This window comes from Haloarcula sp. JP-L23 (assembly GCF_011602445.1).
GTDB lineage: Archaea > Halobacteriota > Halobacteria > Halobacteriales > Haloarculaceae > Haloarcula > Haloarcula pellucida.
The window spans coordinates 1853669-1873531 of sequence record NZ_CP050014.1 but is presented as its reverse complement, the minus strand read 5'-3'; the positions used below and the strand labels follow the sequence as shown (position 1 = coordinate 1873531).

General features: G+C 65.4%; 22 protein-coding genes. 14 read left to right on the top strand and 8 right to left on the bottom strand.

Features of this window, described 5'->3' with window-relative positions; all coding sequences use genetic code 11:
* Nucleotides 1-173: 173 nt before the first annotated feature.
* From G9465_RS09635 to G9465_RS09620, 4 genes are read right to left on the bottom strand one after another with little or no spacing between them, the layout of a single operon-like run.
* Nucleotides 174-884, bottom strand: a complete 711-nt coding sequence (locus G9465_RS09635; protein ID WP_166969380.1) for an SDR family oxidoreductase — start codon at nt 882-884, stop codon at nt 174-176.
* Between the two features lie 33 nt (nt 885-917).
* Entirely contained in the window at nt 918-1874 is a 957-nt protein-coding gene (locus G9465_RS09630; protein ID WP_166969377.1) for an NADPH:quinone reductase, read from the bottom strand.
* Between the two features lie 37 nt (nt 1875-1911).
* Nucleotides 1912-2640, bottom strand: a complete 729-nt coding sequence (locus tag G9465_RS09625) for a hypothetical protein (protein ID WP_166969375.1) — start codon at nt 2638-2640, stop codon at nt 1912-1914.
* Entirely contained in the window at nt 2630-4036 is a 1407-nt protein-coding gene (locus G9465_RS09620) for a hypothetical protein (RefSeq protein WP_166969373.1), read from the bottom strand. Before G9465_RS09620 ends, G9465_RS09625 begins: the two co-directional genes overlap by 11 nt.
* 142 nt (nt 4037-4178) lie before the next feature.
* Between G9465_RS09620 and G9465_RS09615 the strand changes: the two genes are divergently transcribed.
* Both G9465_RS09615 and G9465_RS09610 read left to right on the top strand, forming a co-directional pair.
* The gene (locus G9465_RS09615; RefSeq protein ID WP_166969371.1) at nt 4179-6500 is read left to right on the top strand and encodes a methyl-accepting chemotaxis protein; all 2322 of its coding nucleotides are present in this window, start codon (nt 4179-4181) and stop codon (nt 6498-6500) included.
* A gap of 2 nt (nt 6501-6502) precedes the next feature.
* On the top strand, nt 6503-7210 hold the full coding sequence (locus G9465_RS09610; protein ID WP_227015516.1) for a bacteriorhodopsin: 708 nt from the start codon (nt 6503-6505) through the stop codon (nt 7208-7210).
* Nucleotides 7211-7265: 55 nt separating this feature from the next.
* On the opposite strand, the gene G9465_RS09605 is transcribed toward G9465_RS09610, so the two are convergent.
* Nucleotides 7266-8225, bottom strand: coding sequence for a transcription initiation factor IIB family protein (locus tag G9465_RS09605; protein WP_166969369.1), 960 nt, complete (start codon nt 8223-8225; stop codon nt 7266-7268).
* Nucleotides 8226-8364: 139 nt separating this feature from the next.
* Between G9465_RS09605 and G9465_RS09600 the strand changes: the two genes are divergently transcribed.
* From G9465_RS09600 to G9465_RS09545, 12 genes are all read left to right on the top strand, one after another.
* On the top strand, nt 8365-9237 hold the full coding sequence (locus tag G9465_RS09600; RefSeq protein ID WP_166969367.1) for a 3-hydroxyacyl-CoA dehydrogenase family protein: 873 nt from the start codon (nt 8365-8367) through the stop codon (nt 9235-9237).
* Nucleotides 9234-9821: a DUF2391 domain-containing protein gene (locus tag G9465_RS09595; RefSeq protein WP_166969365.1), complete on the top strand. Its 588-nt coding sequence runs from the start codon at nt 9234-9236 to the stop codon at nt 9819-9821. Before G9465_RS09600 ends, G9465_RS09595 begins: the two co-directional genes overlap by 4 nt.
* 72 nt (nt 9822-9893) lie before the next feature.
* A complete protein-coding gene (locus G9465_RS09590; protein WP_166969363.1) occupies nt 9894-10073 on the top strand; it encodes an HVO_2753 family zinc finger protein in 180 nt (59 codons plus the stop codon).
* 2 nt (nt 10074-10075) lie between these two features.
* On the top strand, nt 10076-10342 hold the full coding sequence (locus tag G9465_RS09585; protein ID WP_166969361.1) for an elongation factor 1-beta: 267 nt from the start codon (nt 10076-10078) through the stop codon (nt 10340-10342).
* Nucleotides 10343-10462: 120 nt separating this feature from the next.
* Complete coding sequence (locus G9465_RS09580; protein WP_166969359.1) at nt 10463-10756, top strand: 50S ribosomal protein L21e; 294 nt, start codon at nt 10463-10465, stop codon at nt 10754-10756.
* Between the two features lie 8 nt (nt 10757-10764).
* Nucleotides 10765-11121 carry an RNA polymerase Rpb4 family protein gene (locus G9465_RS09575; RefSeq protein ID WP_166969357.1) on the top strand — a complete coding sequence of 119 codons (357 nt, stop codon included), beginning with the start codon at nt 10765-10767 and terminating at the stop codon, nt 11119-11121.
* A gap of 76 nt (nt 11122-11197) precedes the next feature.
* A complete protein-coding gene (locus tag G9465_RS09570) occupies nt 11198-11773 on the top strand; it encodes a DUF655 domain-containing protein (protein ID WP_166969355.1) in 576 nt (191 codons plus the stop codon).
* A 182-nt stretch (nt 11774-11955) separates the two neighbouring features.
* Complete coding sequence (locus tag G9465_RS09565) at nt 11956-12813, top strand: 16S ribosomal RNA methyltransferase A (RefSeq protein WP_166969353.1); 858 nt, start codon at nt 11956-11958, stop codon at nt 12811-12813.
* 3 nt (nt 12814-12816) lie between these two features.
* On the top strand, nt 12817-13431 hold the full coding sequence (locus tag G9465_RS09560; RefSeq protein WP_166969351.1) for a HemK2/MTQ2 family protein methyltransferase: 615 nt from the start codon (nt 12817-12819) through the stop codon (nt 13429-13431).
* 62 nt (nt 13432-13493) lie between these two features.
* Complete coding sequence (locus G9465_RS09555; protein ID WP_166969349.1) at nt 13494-14489, top strand: 5-methyltetrahydropteroyltriglutamate--homocysteine methyltransferase; 996 nt, start codon at nt 13494-13496, stop codon at nt 14487-14489.
* The gene (locus G9465_RS09550; protein ID WP_166969347.1) at nt 14486-15559 is read left to right on the top strand and encodes a methionine synthase; all 1074 of its coding nucleotides are present in this window, start codon (nt 14486-14488) and stop codon (nt 15557-15559) included. The genes G9465_RS09555 and G9465_RS09550 overlap by 4 nt, the downstream gene beginning before the upstream one ends.
* Nucleotides 15560-15982: 423 nt before the next feature.
* Nucleotides 15983-16495 carry an HTH domain-containing protein gene (locus G9465_RS09545; protein ID WP_166969345.1) on the top strand — a complete coding sequence of 171 codons (513 nt, stop codon included), beginning with the start codon at nt 15983-15985 and terminating at the stop codon, nt 16493-16495.
* Here the strand turns inward: G9465_RS09545 and G9465_RS09540 are convergent.
* Genes G9465_RS09540 through G9465_RS09530 form a run of 3 tightly spaced genes read right to left on the bottom strand, consistent with a single transcriptional unit; the run spans nt 16492 to nt 19785 of the window.
* Nucleotides 16492-17637, bottom strand: coding sequence for an ABC transporter permease (locus G9465_RS09540; protein WP_227015515.1), 1146 nt, complete (start codon nt 17635-17637; stop codon nt 16492-16494). The two genes, G9465_RS09545 and G9465_RS09540, sit on opposite strands and share 4 nt — an antisense overlap.
* Complete coding sequence (locus tag G9465_RS09535) at nt 17630-18310, bottom strand: ABC transporter ATP-binding protein (protein WP_166969343.1); 681 nt, start codon at nt 18308-18310, stop codon at nt 17630-17632. The genes G9465_RS09540 and G9465_RS09535 overlap by 8 nt, the downstream gene beginning before the upstream one ends.
* The gene (locus G9465_RS09530; RefSeq protein ID WP_166969341.1) at nt 18307-19785 is read right to left on the bottom strand and encodes a hypothetical protein; all 1479 of its coding nucleotides are present in this window, start codon (nt 19783-19785) and stop codon (nt 18307-18309) included. The genes G9465_RS09535 and G9465_RS09530 overlap by 4 nt, the downstream gene beginning before the upstream one ends.
* Between the last annotated feature and the right edge of the window lie 78 nt (nt 19786-19863).

Genomic DNA, 19863 nt, shown 5'->3' with positions numbered 1-19863 from the left:
GCACCAACCAGTCAAGAGCCTCATTGTCATGGTGTCCCAACGTCTCTCGTCTACCGCCAGTGTGGACAGGCAATCGTGCGACACGACGGCGACTCCCCACCGTCGTCGTTCCTCTCTTTCGGATTCGGTAGGCGTCGTCTCAGCGCTCGTCAGCGACGTCGCCTCCCCTCGGTCTACGCCTCCCCGTAGACCGGGACGGCGGCGCCACTCGTGACCGACGCCGCGTCGGAACACAAGAACACCATCGTCGCAGCGATGTCCGCCGGGTCGACCCACTTCTCGAAGTCCGAATCCGGCATCATCTCGCGGTTCATCGGCGTGTCGATGACGCTGGGCATCACCGCGTTCGCGCGAACAGTCCCGAGGTTCTCCTCGGCGATGGTCTCTGTCAGCAGTCGCACCCCGGCCTTCGTCGCACGATAGATACCGTCGCCCTCACCGCCTTCGAGCGACGAACGAGCGGAGACGGAGACGATAGCGCCCCCCGTCTCCTGTAGGTGGGGTAAGGCGTGTTTCGACGCGAGAAACATCGTCTTCAGGTTGACGTCGAACAGGAAGTCGAACGTGTCGACCTCGGTCTCGTGTATCGGGTCGCCGCCGCGCCACGTGCCGGCGATGTTCAGCAGGTAGTCCAGACGGCCGTGTTCGTCGACGACGGTCTCGACGACCGACGACACGTCGTCCTCGTCGGTGAAGTCGCCTCGATGGAAGTGGATGCGGTCGGGGTCCGATAGCTGGAAGTCCTCGCTGTCGGGTTCGACCACGTCAGCGCCACAGACGGTAGCGCCCGCTTCGAGGAAGGCGTTGGCGACGGCACTGCCGAGTGCCCCGCCGACGCCGGTGACCAGTGCGACCTCGCCGCCCATGTCGAACGTGACGGACATGTGAACGGAGAGGTGCGGCAGGCGGTTAAAGGGTCAGGGCGTGACGACCAGTTTGCCGAGGAAGCTCTCCGACATCACGTCTTCCTGTGCGTCGGCCACCTCGACGAGGTGGTACGTGTCGGCTACCTCGGCCGTCAGGTCGCCGTCCTCCAGCAGGTTCGCGAGGCGACCGAGGACCGCGCCGAAGTCCGGCGTGTTGAACATCGAGACGTGGTGGACCGACACGTCCTTCGCGCGACACTGCGGGACGTTCTCGAAGGTCGCGGCCGGGTCCGTGTTCCCCATCGCCGCGATGCGACCGCTCTGGGCGGCGACGTCGACGTCGAACGAGAGGTAGTCGTCGAGGCGGTGGTCTACAATCACGTCGGGTCGACCGGCCTCGACGACCGCGTCTTCGAGGTCCTCGCGGCGGTAGTCGAGGACGTCGTCGGCACCGAGTGTCCGCAATCGGTCGTGGTACTCCGGCGCGGCCGTCGTCGTGACACGCGCCCCCGTCGCGGCGGCCAACTGGACGGCCACGTGGCCGACGCCGCCACTCCCGCCGTGAATCAGGGCGCGCTCGCCGGGTTCCAGCGAGCAGGCGTCGACGAGCGTCTGCCACGCGGTGACGCCGACGAGCGCTATCGCCGCGCCCGTCTCGAAGTCGACGCCGTCGGGGAGGTGGGCGAGGTGTGACTCGGGGACGGCCGCGTACTCGGCACAGGTCCCCTGTAGCCAGTTGCCCAGTCCCGTCGCGAAGACGCGGTCGCCCTCGTCGTAGCCGTCGACGTCGGCCCCGACCTCGGCGACCGTTCCCGCACAGTCCGACCCCGGAATCCACGGCAGTTCGCCGGGGTCGTACCCGCCCTCGCGGAAGTACGTGTCGACGGGGTTGATAGCCGCCGCGTCCACGTCGACCAGTACCTCGTCGGCATCCGGTTCTGGCCGAGGAATCTCCTCGACTGTGAGTACCTCGGGACCGCCGTGCTCGTGAAATCGGACTGCACGCATGGGCCATACGTGGACGGGTGCCAGCAAAAGGATAGTGCTACAGGCTAGCGAGGTTCTGCCGGAGTTTGATGGTCGCCGTCATCAGCGTCGTCGCGGTCATGATGACGAACACCACCTGTATGTGGAGGACGATGACGCGGTCTAACCCCGCCAGCACGGCGATTTCGACGGCCGGTACCAGCGACGCGAACAGGAGGACGGGAAGGAGGTGGCGTAGGAGGGTATCGACGACGGTGCCCTGCACGCGCGTCTCGGCGGCCCCGCGCCGGCCGAAGGAGAACCCGGCCACGGCAAAGGCGAGGGCACTACCGCTCAGCACGGCCAGCAACGCCGGTCGGCGACCGACGAGCGCGAACCCGACGAAGACGACGGCGACGCCGAGAACGGCCGCCCGGGCCAAGGTACGCTCGCGAGAGGTCCCGCCATCGGCCGCAGCGGGAACGACGCTCCGATAGAGCATCCGCATCGTCACCGCGAGCAGGAACACGTGTGCGAGCAACAGCGCGCTCTTGAACGGCAACACGTACGTCGTCAGAATCTCGACCAGACCGAGGACCGCGAACCCGACCGCGAGGAGGCCGACGAGTGCGAGGTAGTCCCACAGTCTGTGTTCGGCCACGAGTTCGCTCTCCCGCCGGTTGCGGTAGGCGTAGAAACTGAACCGAAGCCCCAGCACCACCAGTAAGGTGAGCGCGATGAAGAAGATGAACGTCAGGTTCGGGTTGTTCGGCGCGAACGGTAACCCCACCGCGATGCTACCCACCATCGTCCTCCTGTGGGTCCCTGAGAGCACGTAGCTCTTGCGCAAGATGTGTCGCCGTCTCGTAGCGGGTGAGTTTCTTCGTCGCCATCGCTTTCCCGACGACGGCGTCGAGTTCCGCGGGCACGTCGGCCACGTCGGTCGGAACGGGTGGCGGCCCGCGGAGCACCTGCTCGCGGACCGCGTCGAACTCGCCCCGGTAGGGTGGCTGGCCGGTGAACAGGCGGTAACAGACCGCGCCGAGTTGGTAGATGTCGGTCGCGTGGTCGATGCGACCGAAACGCCGCTCGTAGTACTCCGGTGCGGCGTAGCGCGGGTCTAAGAACTGTGACGGGTCGGCGTGCTGTCTGTACACCGAGAGGAGGCCGACGTTGTCGAGCAGGGGTGGCTGTCGGTCGCCCTCCCGGAGGACGTTCCCGTAGTACGCGACGGCGGCCGAGTCGATGCCGGCGTGGACGATGCCCCGTTCGTGGAGCGTCGCGAGGGCGCTCGCGAGTCGTTCGGCGTGCCACGCCGCCTCGGCGGGCGGGAGACGGTCCCGGTCGGCGAGTCGCTGGTCGGTGTACTCGCTGGCGATCCAGAACCGCGGGTCCTCGTTCCAATCGTACAGCGTCACGACGTTGGCCTCGTCGCCCACCGACGCCCAGTCGGACAGGCGATTGCGGAGGCCCGAGCGGTAGTCCGTGTCCCGAGTGTCGCCGCCACGGAGGATACGGAGGGCAACGGCGTACTCCTCGTCGTCGACGACGCCGAGGGTGCGGTACGTGTCGCTGTACCGTCGACGGTCCCGTGGTGCCAGAACGGTGAGCGTCTCGAACCGGCTCTCGTACTCGACCAGCGAGAGCCACTCGGCGTCGTTCGCCCGCGGACGCTGGGGGATGGTTCGGCCCGTTTCGTCGGCCAGTTCGTCCGGGACGTCCTCGGTCTCCTCCTCTGTGTCACCGTCGGCGTCGGCCTCGTCGGTGTACACGCGCCGCGGCCCGGGAGCGACACCGGCCCCGGCGAGCGTCGTCCGTCCGATGTCCCGGTTTCCGAGGCTGCCACGCATCGGCGTCGACTGCTCGACGTCGTAGGACGATTCGTCGGCCCCGAGGAGCGCGTCGAGTTCTCGCTCGACGGTCTCTGGATGGCGAGCGGCGAGATAGTCGAGTACGAGGGCGGCCGGGAGGTCGTCGTCGCTCTGTATCCGGTCGAGCAATCGTCCGGTCAGGTACGCCACCGTGTTCGGATGCTCCTCGGCGAGGACACAGAGCGCCGTCGCTGCCCCGAGACGAACCTGCCGGTCGCCCACCTCCAGCAACGCCAGCAGCGTCGGCAGACGGTCCCGGTCGACGTTTGCCCCGGTCAGTACGTCCGCCACGACGGCGCTGGGTGCCGCTCCCCCACCTGACTCCGGCGTCATTGGCGCGATACGAACACAATCGACGGTGAGAACGTATCACTGTTTTGGCGCGAATCGTGTAGTCCACCCGTCGGCGTCCGGCTTATCAGGTGTGAAAATGGCGGAGGAAGCCTTTAACCGACGTTTTCCATACATCTTGGAGATGCCAACAGACAGGGATTCGCCGCTCCCGAGCGTCGTCGGGGATAGCTACGCCGCGCGCCTCGGAGTCGCGCTCGCGTTCGCTATCGTCGTCATCGTCGCGTTCGGCGCCGTCGTGAGCCTGCAAGCCTCCGCAACGCTGGAAGACGACGTCGCCAGTGACATGACCGCGTTGTCCGACACGCAGGCCAGCCAGCTGGACGCGTGGCTTACGACGACGCGGCGGGACGTGCGGACGACCTCACGGCTACCAGTCTTCACCGACGGATCGCAGGCAGAGATACAGGACAGACTGACGGACCTCGTAGCGAACGACGAGGTGCCGCCGGACGTGGTCGCGGTCCACTACGTGAACACCGGTACCGGTGAAATCGTCGCTAGCTCGAACGAGCAGTTCGTCGGCGTGAACGCCGCCGAGCAAGGTGCGCCCTTCGCGACGGACCCACCCTCGTTCAGCGACCCGGACGACACGCACGTCACCGAACCGTTCAACGTCGCCGTCGTCGACCACCCGATCATCGCCGTCGTCTCGCCGGTTCCGGGCGCGGAGAACCGCGCTATCGTCTACATGACGGACCTCGAATCGAAGGCGGACGACATCTCGAATCAGCGGTCGGGGTCGTACACCACCGTCGTCAACACCGACGGCGAGTTCGTCGCCCACCCGAACACGTCGAAGATTGGGACGACTGCACCCGTCTCGCAGTTGGCGCGTGATCCAGTCACCTCGCTGGCCCCGGGCAACAGCACCTTCGTCGAAACGGGGTCGATGTTGATGGGTCTCACCCGACTGCAGTCACACGGTTGGGTCGTGATGGTCCACTCGAACGCCGAACAGGCCTACGCGCTGAGTGACCAGATCAACTCGGACCTCGTCGGTCTCATCCTGCTGGCCGTCATCAACCTCGGACTGGTCGGCGTGACCATCGGCGGGAACACGATAGCCTCGCTCCGCCGCCTCTCCGCGAAGGCCGAGACGATGGCAGAGGGCGACCTCGACGTCGAACTCAGGACGTCCCGGACCGACGAGTTCGGGACGCTCTATGACGCGTTCGACGACATGCGGTCGAGCCTCCGAGAACAGATATCGGAGGCCGAGACCGCCCGTGAGGAGGCCGAACGGGCCAAGCAGGAGGCGCAGGCCGCGAAGGAAGACGTCGAACAAGAGCGCAACGAGATGCAGGCGCTCAGCGGCCATCTCGAACTGAAAGCCGACGAGTACAGCGACGCGCTGGAGGCCGCCGCGAACGGTGACCTGACCGCCCGCGTCGACGAGGATAGCATGAGCGACGCGATGGCCGACGTCGGGACGGAGATTAACGCCACGCTCGACGCGCTCGAAGACACCATCGCGGACATGAAGGCGTTCGCGGCGAACGTCCTCCAGTCCAGCGACCGCGTCGGCTCGAACGCAGAGCGCGTCGATCGGGCGAGTCAGCAAGTCTCGAAGTCGATTCAGGAGATATTCGAGGGCACCACCGAACAGAGCGAACGACTGCAAGAGGCCTCTGGCGAGATGGACAACCTCTCGGCGACGGCAGAAGAGGTCGCCGCCTCCGCACAGCAGGTGGCAGACACCTCACAGTCCGCCGCCGAGGTGGGCGAAGACGGTCGCGAAGCCGCACAGGAAGCCATCGAAGAGATGAGCGCCATCGAAGCCGAGACCGAGGAGACCGTCGAGGAGATTACCGCACTCGACGAGGAACTCGACGAGATCGGCGAGATTGTCGGCGTCATCACGAACATCGTCGAGCAGACGAACATGCTCGCCCTGAACGCCTCCATCGAGGCCGCACACGCCGACGGCGACGGGGCCGGGTTCGCCGTCGTCGCAGACGAGATCAAGGGCCTCGCCGAGGAGACCAAATCCGCCGCCGGCGACATCGAACAGCGCATCGAGCGCATTCAGTCGCAGGCCGGCGACACCGTCGAGACGATGGAGTCGACGAGCGAGCGCATCACCGAGGGCGTCGGTACCGTCGAGGAGACGGTCGACGCGCTAGAGACCATCGTCGAGTACACGGAGGAGGTCGACACCGGCATTCAGGAGATCGACCGGGCGACCGAAGAGCAAGCCCGCACGGCACAGGAGGTCATGGGCACCATCGACGACCTCTCGACCATCTCACAGCAGACAGCGACCGAGGCCGACACCGTCGCCGGGGCGGCCGAGGACCAGTCGGCCGCCATCGCGGAGGTGGCCGACTCCGCCCGGGAACTCCGCGAGCGAGCCGACGACCTCGAATCGCTGCTCGACCGCTTCGACGTCGACACCACCGACACCGCGGGTGTCGGCGGCGCGACGGCCACGACGGACGACTGACAATGGACACGATAACTATCTGGTTCACGCTGGGACTGCTCGGAGAACTGCTCGGGACGGCCGTACTGGCCTACGGCTACACGCTCGTCCCCGAAGCGACGCGCAAGCGGTACCTGCTACTGGTGGCGATTCCGGGAGTGGCCATCGTCGCGTACGTCCTGCTGACGCTCGGTGTGGGCAGGATACAGGCGGCCGGGCACACGGTGTACGTCGTTCGCTACGCGGACTGGCTGGTGACGACGCCCATCAACGTCCTCTATCTGGGACTGCTCGCACAGGCTGCTCGCGACGATATCGCCAAACTGGTCGGCTTGCAGGCGCTGACCATCGTGTTCGGGTTCGCCGGCACGGTGGTCCCCGACCCACTGAACTACGGCCTGTTCGCCCTCGGTGCCGCCTGCTTCGCCGGCGTCGTGTACCTGCTGTATGGCCCCGTAGCGTCCGCTGCAGTCGCGGCGCTCTCCGATCTCGAAGTGAGCCTCTACCGGACGCTGCGGAACTTCGTCGTCGTCCTCTGGATGGTGTATCCCGTCGTCTGGCTCCTCGGTCCCCCGGGAATCGGTCTGCTTGACGTCGAGACGGCGTCGCTGGTCATCGTCTACCTCGACGTGGTGACGAAAGTCGGGTTCGGCGTCATCGCGCTGCAGGCGTGGACGACGATACGGGAAGTCACTGTCGGGGACAGCGTCGTGACGGTGACCGCCGACTAGCGGCGAGAAGCGTTCGGAGAAACGGCGGACGAGACGAGTGTGGCGATGCGGGCAGTCAGTGGATGCCCATCGCTTCGATCTGCTCTTGATACCGGTTCCGGATGGTGACCTCTGTCACCTGTGCCACGTCGGCGACCTCACGCTGTGTCTTTTTCTCGTTACAGAGTAGCGACGCGGCGTAGATGGCGGCGGCGGCATAGCCCGTCGGGGACTTCCCCGAGAGCAGGCCCTGTTCGGCAGTGGTGTCGATTATCTCGTTGGCCTTCGACTGGACCTCCTCGGAGAGGTCCAGTTCCGAGGCGAACCGGGGGACGTACTGCTTGGGGTCGACCGGTTCCATCTTGAGTTCGAGTTCCTGGGCGACGTACCGGTACGTGCGCCCGATCTCCTTCTGCTCGACCCGTGAGACGTCCGAGACCTCTTCGAGACTTCGTGGGATGCCCTCCTGTCGACAGGCGGCGTACAGACAGGCCGTCGCGACGCCCTCGATGGAGCGGCCTCGGATGAGGTCCTCGTTCAGCGCCCGTCGATAGATGACGGAGGCGACTTCCCGCACCGACCGCGGGACGCCAAGCGCGGAGGCCATCCGGTCGATTTCCGAAAGCGCGAACTGGAGGTTGCGTTCACCGGCGTCTTTCGTCCGGATTCGCTCCTGCCACTTTCGGAGACGGTGCATCTGGGAGCGTTTCTCCGAGGACAGGGACCGCCCGTAGGCGTCTTTGTCCTTCCAGTCGATCTGTGTGGTCAGCCCCTTATCGTGCATCGTCTGCGTCGTCGGCGCCCCGACGCGTGACTTCGACTGGCGTTCGGAGTGATTGAACGCGCGCCACTCGGGCCCGCGGTCGATGTTCTCGTCTTCGATGACCAGCCCACAGTCCTCACAGACGAGTTCACCCCCGCCGTCACTGGAGATATTCTCCGACTCACATTCGGGACAAGTTTGTTGACCAGTGTCCTCGGACTCCTGCTCACGCTCCTCTTGGTCCGTATCCCGCTGGCGCGTCGGCCGTTCCATGTGTTCTTTTACGGAGAAAGGCCTATTACGTATAAATGTTTGGGTGGTTGGTACCGCCTAGAGGGGGGGAAAACCCGCCGACCGGGGCTCCATAGCGGCCGAATAAACGCTTAACCCGAGGGAGTGCGGTAGTTGGTGCATGATTGTGGCCGTACTGGGGGCCGGTCCACACGGGCGAGCCCCAACCCGACGATGCGTGCGCGCAGGCCACGCCGTCCGTCTGTACGACGAGGACCCAACCGCTGTGATGGACAGCGTCGACGCACTTGACCGAACCCTCAGCGACGTGGCCGTCACGGACTCGCTCGACGGCACTACGGGACTGCAGAGTGCCGTCGACGGGGCCGACGTCGTCGTCGACGCCACCGACCGCGACCTGGCGTCTCGGCGGGACTTGCTCGCAGAGGTCGAGACGATGCTGGCCGAGGACACCCTCGTCGCGACGGGCGGGACGACGGTGTCGGTGACCGCTGTCGCGGCCGGGTTACAAGCACCCAACCGGGCAGTAGGACTTCACTTCCCGGCTCCGACGGCGAGCGACGTCGTCGAAGTCGTCCTCGCGGATCAGACGACGGCGGCGACGCGGGACCGCGCGACGACGTTCGTACGCGGTCTTGACGGCGTGCCAATCGTCGTCCGGGACGTGCCGGGGTTCGCCACCGCTCGCCTCGAACTCGCGAGTATCGTCGAAGCGGTCAGGATGGTCGCAGACGGCGTCGCCACCATCCCCGACATCGACCGGGCGGCAACGCGCGCCGACGCTGACTGGGGGCCTCTCGCGCGCGCCGACGCCATGGGACTCGACGCCGTCCTCGCTGGACTGGACGACCTGACCGCACGACTCGACGCGCGATTCGACCCACCGGCGATGCTCCGCGAGGCGGTCGAAGCGGGCCGACTCGGGAAGCCGACCGGCGAAGGATTCTACGTGTGGACGAACGGAGAGCCGACTCGCCCCAGCGAACTGAACCCGGCCGTCACAGCGCGCGCAGACGGGGTCGACGAGCGATGAGTACCGACGACCTCGAGACCGACGACGATGGCATCAATGAGCTATTCGACGAACTAGAGGAGTTAGCGACCATCGTCGACTCGCCGGAAGAACGCAGGCAGGTCAGAGAGGCGATGCGGGCGGCGGCCGAGGCTCAGGACGACGAACCGGTCGTCTTCGGTCGCATCGTCTACGGGTTCGACCGCAAGGACCTCGCGGAGTCCGTCCTCGGGTCGCTCCTGTTCGGTATCCCGATGGCCGTCGAAAGCGGGACGGTAGAGGCCGGTCGCCACATCGCCCAACACCCGCTGTATCTGTTTGGGACGCTGGCCTCGGCTGTCGTGATGGTCATCGGTATCCTCTACGTCGCCGACTTTCAGGACGTCCGGGTGGCCAACCGAATCCTCGGCCTCGTCCCCCGTCGGCTTGCCGGGGTCACTCTGACGGCGTTCGTCGTCGCCGTCGCCCTCCTGACTGGCTGGGGGGTAGTGGAGTGGTCGACCACCGACCCCGCCGTCGTCTGGGCGTCGTTTTGCGTCTGTAGCGTCGCGTTCGTACCGATGGCGATCGGTGCGGCACTGGGCGACATCCTCCCGGGGAGCTAACCGTGGCACACTCTCGCGTGGTGGCGGCGACGTTTGGCAACCGTTAAAAGCCGCGGTCGGATACGGGGTGGTATGAGCGAGAGCCAGCAAAAGCGGACGCAAAAGTGCGTCTCGTGTGGCATCAACATCGCCGGCACGAACGCCGCCGCGTTCAAGTGCCCGGACTGCGGCCAGCAGATTTACCGCTGTTCGACCTGCCGCAAGCAGAGTAACCTCTACAAGTGCCCCGACTGCGGATTCACGGGTCCATAACCATGGGAAAGGTAGCCGCCAAGATCAAGATCATGCCGCAGAGCCCGGAAGTCGACCTCGACGACCTGCAGGAACGTCTCGAAGGGTCGCTTCCCGAAGGAGCGAAGATCAAAGGCTTCGAGCGTGACGACGTCGCGTTCGGCCTCGTCGCACTCCTCCCGACGGTCATCGTCCCCGACGACGCCGGCGGGACCGAGGCCGTCGAGGAAGCGTTCGCCGACGTCGACGGCGTCGAGTCCGTCGAAGTCGACAGCGTCGGTCGCCTGTAACCACTGGCTCCCGTTTTCGCGTTCCTCGAGTTCGGTAGCCGCGGCACCGCGAGAACCCGTGCCGCCCGCGGTCGTGGAACGCACGTTTTATTAGGGCGACCGGACAAGCGGTGAGCAAGAATGCCTAGTTCAAACGGCCCTCTCGAAGGAACTCGTAACAAACTCAAGAACAAGCCCCGAGACGGTGGTACCTCGCCGCCACAGCGCGCCGTCGAGCAGTTCGAAAACGGCGAGAAGGTCCACCTCAAAATCGACCCCTCGGTGCCCGAGGGTCGCTTCCACCCGCGATTCGACGGCCAGACCGGCACCGTCGCCGGCCAGCAGGGACGTGCCTACCGGGTCGAAATCGTCGACGGCGGCAAACAGAAGACGGTCGTCGTCAAGCCCGCGCACCTGCGTCGCCAAGAGAACTGAACTGAGCGATGACCATCTTCAAAGAGAAGGTCGACGAGGAGTATCTGACCGTCGCCGAGACCAAGGAGGTCCTCGAGGACCTCGAGATGGAACGAGCGGCAGACGAAGAGCGTGAGATGCGCTACGAACTCAAGCGAGCCATCGAACACGTCAACCGCTTTGCCCTGCTCGACCCCGAGGAGTCTCTGGAGTTCGTCGAGCAACTGCAGGAATTGGAGAAGGTCGACGAGGCGACAGCCTACAAGATAGCGAACCTCCGTCCCCTCGACCGGGACGAACTTCGCGCCGTCTTCGCACAGGAGCGCTACACGCTCACCGGCGAGGAACTCGACGACATTCTCGACATCGTCAAGCAGTACGCCTGAACGGCCGGGTTTCGACCCGACGGGCGTAGTACGTCTATCCATCGCCATTAAGTGCGTTCTCATCGTACCGCAGTACATGAGCAGCACGGAGAGCGGTGGCGACGACATGGTCGCGGCAGTGCTCGACGTCCTCCCACACGGCCGGAGCGACGACGACAGGCCCCAGCACCAGAAAGAGCCGCTCGCATATGCCCTCGGTATCGAGGAGTTCTACATCTACGAACTGACGCTCTCGGACGACGCCGACATCGCGTTCGGGGACCGCATCGACCTGACCGAGTTCGGTCGCGTACGGGAGCGAGAGTTCGACGACCTCCCCAGCGGCGCCCGCTCGGAACTGGAGTACGCCGTCGAGGAGATCGTCGAGGCCGACCAGCAACGGTTCGTCGACTTCTACAACGACGCCCAGCCGATTACCCTGCGACTCCACCAGTTGAACCTCCTGCCGGGCATCGGGAAGAAACTCCGAAACACGATTCTCGACGAGCGAAAGCGAAAGCCCTTCGAGAGCTTCGAGGACCTCGAAGACCGGGTCAGCGGCCTCCACAACCCCAAAGAGGTACTCATCGAGCGCATCCTCGAAGAACTGCGCGAAGACGACCTGAAGTATCGGTTGTTCGTCCGCCGGAGCGAGCAAGGCGAGGGTGAGTGAAACGAACCCTCGTAGCGGAACGGTGAACGGAGTGAACCGTGGAGCGAGGCGAGGGCGGCGAGTAAACGGAGTGAAGGCGTCCGCCTCGAAGCGGAGCGGCGGTCCCGTAAGCGTAGCGACGCCCGAGGCGGCGCGGGCCGAGTAGTCGGCCTTTTCAACCGCCGACCGTCTACGGGGTCACAATGACCGAGACGCCGACCGGCAGTCGCGACCCCGACGCGCTCGTCCGCCGGGCGGGCAAACGCGCCGACACCCGGCAGGACCAGCACTTCCTCGTCGACGACCGTGTCCTCGACCGCATCCCCGAGTACGCCGTCGAGACGGGGATGGACCTCGCACACGTCCTCGAAATCGGTGGCGGCCCCGGCGCGCTGACCGACCGCTTGCTTGCGGTCGCCGACCGAGTGACCGTCGTCGAACGGGACCGCGACTTCGCGGCCCACCTGCGCGAGGAGTTCGCCGACGAGATCGCGGACGGGCGCTTGACCGTCGTCGAGGGCGACGCACTCGACGTCGGCCTCCCCGAGTTCACGGCGAGCATCTCGAACCTGCCCTACGGCGCATCGTCCGAGATAGCGTTCCGGTTGCTGCCCCACGGTCGTCCGATGGTGCTGATGTTCCAACAGGAGTTCGCCGAGCGGATGGCCGCGGACCCCGGGACGGACGACTACGGCCGGCTGTCGGTGACGGCGGGCCACTACGCCGACGTGGAAGTCGTCGAGACGGTGCCCAAGCAGGCGTTCGACCCACAGCCACGGGTCACGAGTGCGCTCGTGCGAACGACTCCCCGGGAACCGGACTACACCGTCCCGGACGACGACTTCTTCATGGACTTCCTGAAGGCCGTGTTCACCCAGCGCCGGAAGACGATGCGTAACGCCGTCCGGAACACCGCCCACATCTCTGGACTGGGCGACCCGGACGCGGTGGTCGACGCCGCCGACGAGGACCTGATGAGCGCCCGCGCCGGGAACCTCACGCCGGCGGACTTCGCGGATCTCGCGACGCTGGCGTACGACGTCGGCGACCCGGAGGCGTGACCGATGCGCGGTGACGGGGGGAGCGACGAGACCGAGGGGTCCGGACGGCCAGCGCTGGCCGACCAGCGCGGCGTCGAGTCGGTGTACCAACCGGCCGAAGACTCGGCGCTGCTCGCCCGAGCGGTGAGCGAGCGCGTCGACGACGGCGACCGCACGCTCGACGTCGGAACCGGATCCGGATTCGTCGCGGCGACGATGGCCGAGGCCGGTGCCGACGCCGTCGGCGTGGACGTGAATCCGCTCGCCTGTCAGCAGGCCCGCAAACGAGGGGTCACGGCGGTTCGAGGCAACCTCGTCGACCCGTTCCGCGACGAGGTGTTCGACCTCGTGGCGTTCAACCCGCCGTACCTCCCGACCCCAGCGGAAAAGGAGTGGGACGACTGGATGGAACACGCCCTCTCGGGCGGCGAAGACGGCCGGCGACTCGTCGACCCGTTCCTCGAATCGGTCGGCCGAGTGCTCGGCCCCGACGGCGAGGCGCTGCTGTTGGTCAGCAGCCTCACCGACCCCGACGCAGTCCGCGAATACGCCCGTCAGCACGGGCTGGTCGGCGAACAGATCGCGAGCGAGAAGCACCCGTACGAACGGCTCGTCGTCCTCCGGTTCGTGCGGGAGTGATTACTTTGGCGCATTTTCTCGAATAGGAAATATTAAAGCCCGTCATTTCGTAGCCGAGTGCAATGACACAGATAGTCGCCACGACACCCGGCCTGTTCCCGCTACCGGACTGGGCCAAGGACGAACTGTCTGACCTGAAGGGTCACCAGAAGACGGACCTCATCAGCGGTGACGAAGGTGGGGAAATCGTCGACGCATACGACCGCGCTCGCGAAGAAGTGATTTCGCTCCAGCAGGACGCCGGACTCGGCCGCGTCGTCGAGGGACAGCTCCGCTGGGACGACATGCTCGCCCACCCGCTTGCGGTCCACGACAGCGTCGAGACCCGCGGCATCGTCCGCTACTACGACAACAACAACTTCTACCGAGAGCCGGTCGTGCAGGACGACCTGACGGCAGACGGTGACGTCGCCGCCGAACTCGACGCCGCCGCCGAACTGGTCGACGACGGCCTGCAGGCGGTCCTGCCGGGCCCGTACTCGCTGGCGGACCTCGCGACCGACGACTACTACGGCGACGAGGCCGCCTTCCTCGACGCCATCGCCGAGTTCCTCGCCGGCGAGGTCGAGCAGTTCCCCGACGTCGAGACGCTGTTCCTGCTAGAGCCGTCGCTCGTCGAGAACGACCCCGATGACGGGACGGACGAACGCGCGAGCGAAGCTATCGACGCCGTCGCAAACGCCACCGACGCCGACGTGGTCACCCACACCTATTGGGGTCCCATCGAGGAGAAGACCTACGCCCACCTGATGGACGCCGACGTCGACGCCATCGGCTTCGACCTCGTCTCCGATCACGACAGCAACGTCTACAACGTTCAGGAGTACGGTACGAAAGACGACGTCGCCCTCGGCGTCGTCGACGGCCAGAACACGCTGGTGGAGTCCCCCGAAACCATCCGTGACCGCATCGACTGGTTCGAACAGCAGACCAACACCGTCTATGACACCGTCTATGCCACCGCGAACACCGAACTGTTCTATCTCCCCGTCAACAAGTTCGCGGACAAACTGGAATCGCTTGCGAACGCCGCTGACTTAGAAGAGGTGGAAGCATGACTGGCCCACGAGAGCAGTTCCGACCGGAGGATCACCCGAACGACCACTTCCTGCTGACGACAGTCGTCGGCTCCTACCCCAAGCCGAAGTGGCACGACCGCGCCCGCGAGATGTTCGAGGACGAGGACGCCGACTTCGGCGAGGAAGAGTGGGAGGAGTCGAAAGACGACGCCTCGCGACTCATCACACACGAGCACGAACGCTGTGGTCTCGACGTCATCTGTGACGGCGAGATGCGACGCAACGAGATGGTCGAGTACTTCGCTCACCGCATCGACGGCTACGAGTTCAACGGCCGCGTGAAGGTGTGGGGCCACAACTACTTCGATAAGCCATCCGTCGCCGACGAAGTCGAGTACGGCGAGCAGTGGCTCGTCGAGGAGTTCGAGTTCACCGACGAGGTCGCCGAGCGACCCGTGAAGGTCCCGATTACCGGCCCCTACACGCTCGCGAACTGGTCGTTCAACGAGGTCTACGACAGCGAGGAGCAACTGGCCTACGAACTGGCCGACCTCGTCAACGAGGAGATAGAGGCGCTGGTCGAGGCCGGCGCGCGCTACATCCAGATCGACGAACCGGCGCTGGCGACGACGCCGGACGACCACGCCATCGTCGGCGAGTGTCTCGAACGCATCGTCGACGAGATTCCGGACGACGTGCGACTCGGCCTGCACGTCTGTTACGGCGACTACTCTCGTATCTACCCCGAGATTCTGGACTACCCCGTCCACGAGTACGACCTCGAACTCGCCAACGGGAACTACGAGCAACTCGACGTGTTCAAGGAACACGAGTTCACGAAGGACTTCGCGATGGGCGTCCTCGACGCACACACCGCGGAGGTCGAATCCGTCGAAAGCATCAAGGACAACATCAAGAAAGGGCTCGAAGTCGTCCCGCCGGAGCGACTCACCGTCTCGCCGGACTGTGGCGTGAAACTCCTGCCTCGCGAGATTGCGCGTGGCAAGATGGAGAACATGGTTCAGGCGGCCCGAGAAGTCGAACAGGAACTCGACGCCGGCGAAATCGACGTCGTCGCGAGCGGTGCTGAAGCAAGCGCGGACGACTAACGAGGTACCGACCGTAGGGGCTGCCCCTCGAATAGCGAGCGGGGAACGCAGTGACCCGCGATCGAGTACCGTCACGAGCGGTCTCTTCTCGAACCGTCACTGTCGAAAGCGGCTACCGGCCAGTCGCCACCACGGCGGGCGGATTTCGTCCGTCTCGCTCGCCGGTCGAACCACCGGTGAATACCGCGTGGTAGTACACCCCGGAATATTTCGACGCCGGACGAAACAGCCATCGACCAGCGCAGAAATATCGTTGTTACTTGTTGTCATATTACGACGTGATATATACTCCGAAAAGTGAATATTACGGCACTTTCGAGCTCCATTGCTCGCAATTCCTTCGTGAGAATATGTAGTTACTCGAATATGGAAATCTGGGAAAGAGTTTAGTTGTCGTCAGGAGATGGTTCGAACGAGAGGGCCATGACAGACGACACACACCTTCGGGCGGAACTGTATCTTCGCGGAGACACTTACGGCACGTTCGATGCCCAGCAGCAGGTGCTCAATCGGGTCAAGCGGCTCGAAGCCAACGGCGTCTTCACGGACTCGATGGTCGCTGGTGAGTGGCAGCGCATCCGGACGATGGCCGAGGACAAGCGGTCCGGCGCGCTCGCGACCTACGAGGAGTTCCGCGACTGGGCAGACCGGAACGGTTCGTCGCTCGAACCGGCGTTCGAGCGGCGGACTCGAAGTTACGTCGGACTGGACCGGGTCGACGACGTGGTCGTGTTCCCCGTCGTCTCGCTGGCCATCTACGACGACACGCAGTTGGAGGCCGTCTTCCCCTGCACCGACGACGACATGACCTACACCGTGGGTGACGCACTGGAAGCGTTCGAGCGTGGCGACGAGGACTGGCTCGTCCAGTTCGATTCGGTGACGGTGGGCCGGACCGAACCGTGGCTCGAACCCGGCGTCGAGACGACGCCCTAACCCCGTAGCGCTTCGACCGGTTCTTCGCTCGCTGCTTTCCACGCCGGATAGAGACCGCTGACGATGCTCGTCACCACGGCGAAGCCGAAGGCGGCGAGCAGGTACCACGCGTTCGCGAGGCGGAACACCGCCGTCGCGTCGCCGACGGTGTAGTGGTTGATAGCGAGGCCGGCCCCGAGGCTGAGGACGACGCCGACCAACCCGCCGATGATGCCCAGCAGCGTGGCCTCGGTCAGCATCACTTTGAGGACGTCGCGCTTCTGGTAGCCGACGGCTCGCAGGACGCCGATCTCCTCGCGGCGTTCGACGGTCGACATGAGCATCACGTTGAGGATGGAGATGCCGGCGACGAGCAGCGAGATAGAGGCGATGCCGACCAGCACCGTATTGATTATCTGGAACTGCTGTTCGATGGTGTCGACGAGCGATCCGAGTTCGTTCACCGTGACTCGTTGCTCTCGGTCGTTGAGAGCGCCCCTGATGGCGCTGGCCGTCTCGTTGGCCTGCGTGCCGGTCCGAGCGGTGACGTACACCTGTGCGTACCCGCGCTCGTCGAAGTGTGAGGGAGGGAGGATGAGGCGGCTGTCGGGGTTCAACTGGGAGAAGGCGTCGCCCGATTCGAGCACGGCACGGACCCTGACGGTCGTCCCGTTGACGGCGATGGTGCTCCCTGGGTGTAAGTCGTGTTCTTCTGCGATGTTCGTCCCGACGAGGGCGCCCGAGCGGAACGGTTCTGGGATACGCCCCTCCGATGCGTTGTATACCTCGCTGGGACGCTCTAACCCGTAGATGAACTCCGACGTGTTCTGCTTGCGGTCGTACGCGACCGGTTCGATACCCTGCTTGACCGGAGAGACTGTCACGCCCGGCCCGGCGACGCGCTGAATCTCCCGGATGTCGCGTTCCGAGAGCGAGGTGACGCCGGCGTCCCGGTTCGGCGAGACGGTCACCTGATTCCCGAGGTCACCGAGGTTCTGTGTAAACGAGTACTGCAGTGCGACGCCGAACATCCCCAGGGAAGCGATGGCAATGACGCCGATGACGATGCCAAGTGACGCGAGCAGCGAGCGCATCTTCGTCCGTGTGAGGTTCCGTCGAGCCATGAGTACCGACGGAAACCGGCGGTACAGGGGGTCAAGCATTCAGCACCTCCTTGCCGACGGTGCCGTCGACGAGGTTGACGGTCCGGTCGACGTACTCGTTGACCAGTTCGTCGTGTGTCACGGCGACGATGGCGACGTCCTGTTCGTCGGCGATGCGGCGGAACTCGTCGAGAATCTGCCGACCCGTCTCACGGTCTAGGCTCCCGGTGGGTTCATCGGCGAGGACGATAGTCGGGTCGTTGATGAGCGAGCGAGCGATGGCGACGCGCTGTTTCTGCCCGCCAGAGAGTTCGTCGGGTCGGTGGTCCAGACGGTCACCGAGTCCCACGCGCGTCAACAGGTCCTCAGCGCGGGCGGTTCGGCCGGGATCACGGTCGAACAGGCGAGGGACCTCGACGTTCTCGACGGCAGAGAGCGTCGGGAGGAGATAGAAGTGCTGGAAGACGAATCCGATTGTCCGTTTGCGGAGGCGCGTTCGCTTCCGGTCGCCGAGGTCAGTCACGTCGCGGCCGTTCAGCGTGAGACGGCCCTCCGTCGGCGTCGCGAGTAACCCGAGGATGTTCAGGAGCGTGGTCTTCCCGCTGCCGCTCGGCCCCATGATCGAGACGAACTCGCCGGCAGACAGCGAGAAGTCGACACCGCCGAGCGCTTCCAGCGTCTCGCCACCGGTTCGATACCGCTTGACGAGGTCGTATGCGTCGATGACGGTCATAGGTCCTCGTCGTCGTCCCCGCGCTGATACCGCCGGACGAGGATACCCCCGACGATGAGGAGGGCGACGGCCCCGACGGCGGCGACCGGCAAGAGACCACTGCTGGACCGCTGGTCCGTCGGCGTCCCGTTCTGACTGGTGTCGGCGCTGCCGACGTTCACCTGTACTGTCCGGCGCTTGCGGTCACCGTCGACGAGATACGACACCTCGACCGGGACCGACGTGACGTTCCCGTCGGTCCGCGCAGTCAGGTCGAACGAGACGAAATCGCTCGCCGGAACCGTCCCGACGAAGTAGTCTTTGTTCGGCGCCGCCGGTTCCACGCCGTCGGCGGGGACGACGCTGAGGACGACGCTGTTGGCCTCGGTCATCCCGAGGTTGCTCGCACTGCCCGTAACCTGGACGACCCCACCCTCGCGGGTGACCGACAGGCCGGTCAAGCCGATAGTGCCCGGGGCCGACCGGAGTTCGGCGGTCGCCGTCGCACGTCGCTCGGCCGTACCAACTTCGTACCGAGTCTCGACGGTGACGTTGGCGCGCGGTTCCGAGAGAGTGGCGTTCAGACGGACGCGTTCGGACGACCCGGGTTCGACCTCCCGTACGATGGCCTGACGGAACGTCGCGCTGTCGGACGCGGCCGTGACGACGACGTCCTCGATAGGCGCGTTGCCCTGATTGATGACGTCGACGGCGAGGGCACGGTCGCCGCCGCTGCCGACGCCGGTCGCATCGAGGACGACACCTTCTCGGAGGCCCTCGCTGCGAATCGTCTTGCTCCGGGTCACTGTCCGTTCGGTGTCACCGGCGATGGTGTACGAGAGCGTCGCTTCGAGTTCGTGCGGGCCCTCGCTCTCCGGACGGAACCGGAACGGCGCTGTCACGGTCTCGCCCGGACCGAGCGTGGCCACCACGGTCCGCTCTTCGAGCATCGTGACGCCGTCGCCGGAGACCGTTATCTCGGCGTTGGAGACGTTGGTATCGAGGCCGTTCGCGACGGTGACGGTTCCCGACGAGGGGACGCCAGCGACGGAATCGTTGGCCTTGATATCGAGTTGCGGATGCCGCTCCCGAACGGAGACTGAGACCGGATACCGGAGCTGGACAGTCTCGCTAGCGTTGGGATTGTACGCGTAGACGAACACGCGCATATCGCGGGTCCCCGCCGTCTCGAACGTGTGTGTGAGCGGCACCTGAATTTCGGATCCCGGTGTGATGGTCCCGACGTTGCGCACTCGCGTATATTCGGTGATGCCCCCGCCACCGGCGCGGCGGAGCGCGATGGCCCGAATCTCGAGCGAGTCGCTGCTGCTCTGGAGGTTCCGTACCGTCGGTGTGAACGTGACCGTCTCGCCGGGAGCGGGCCCGGACGGCGTGACGTCGACGCCGGTGACCGACGCGTTGATGCCGGCACCGGCGACGGTCACCGGCACGACGGCGACGAGTACCGCGACCGCGAGGAGCGTCAGACGTCGCATCGTCGCCTCCGAACCGGCCGAACGTTCGTTCGAGAATCGATGCACAGAGGGACGACTCGCGAGGGGAGGGCGACCGTC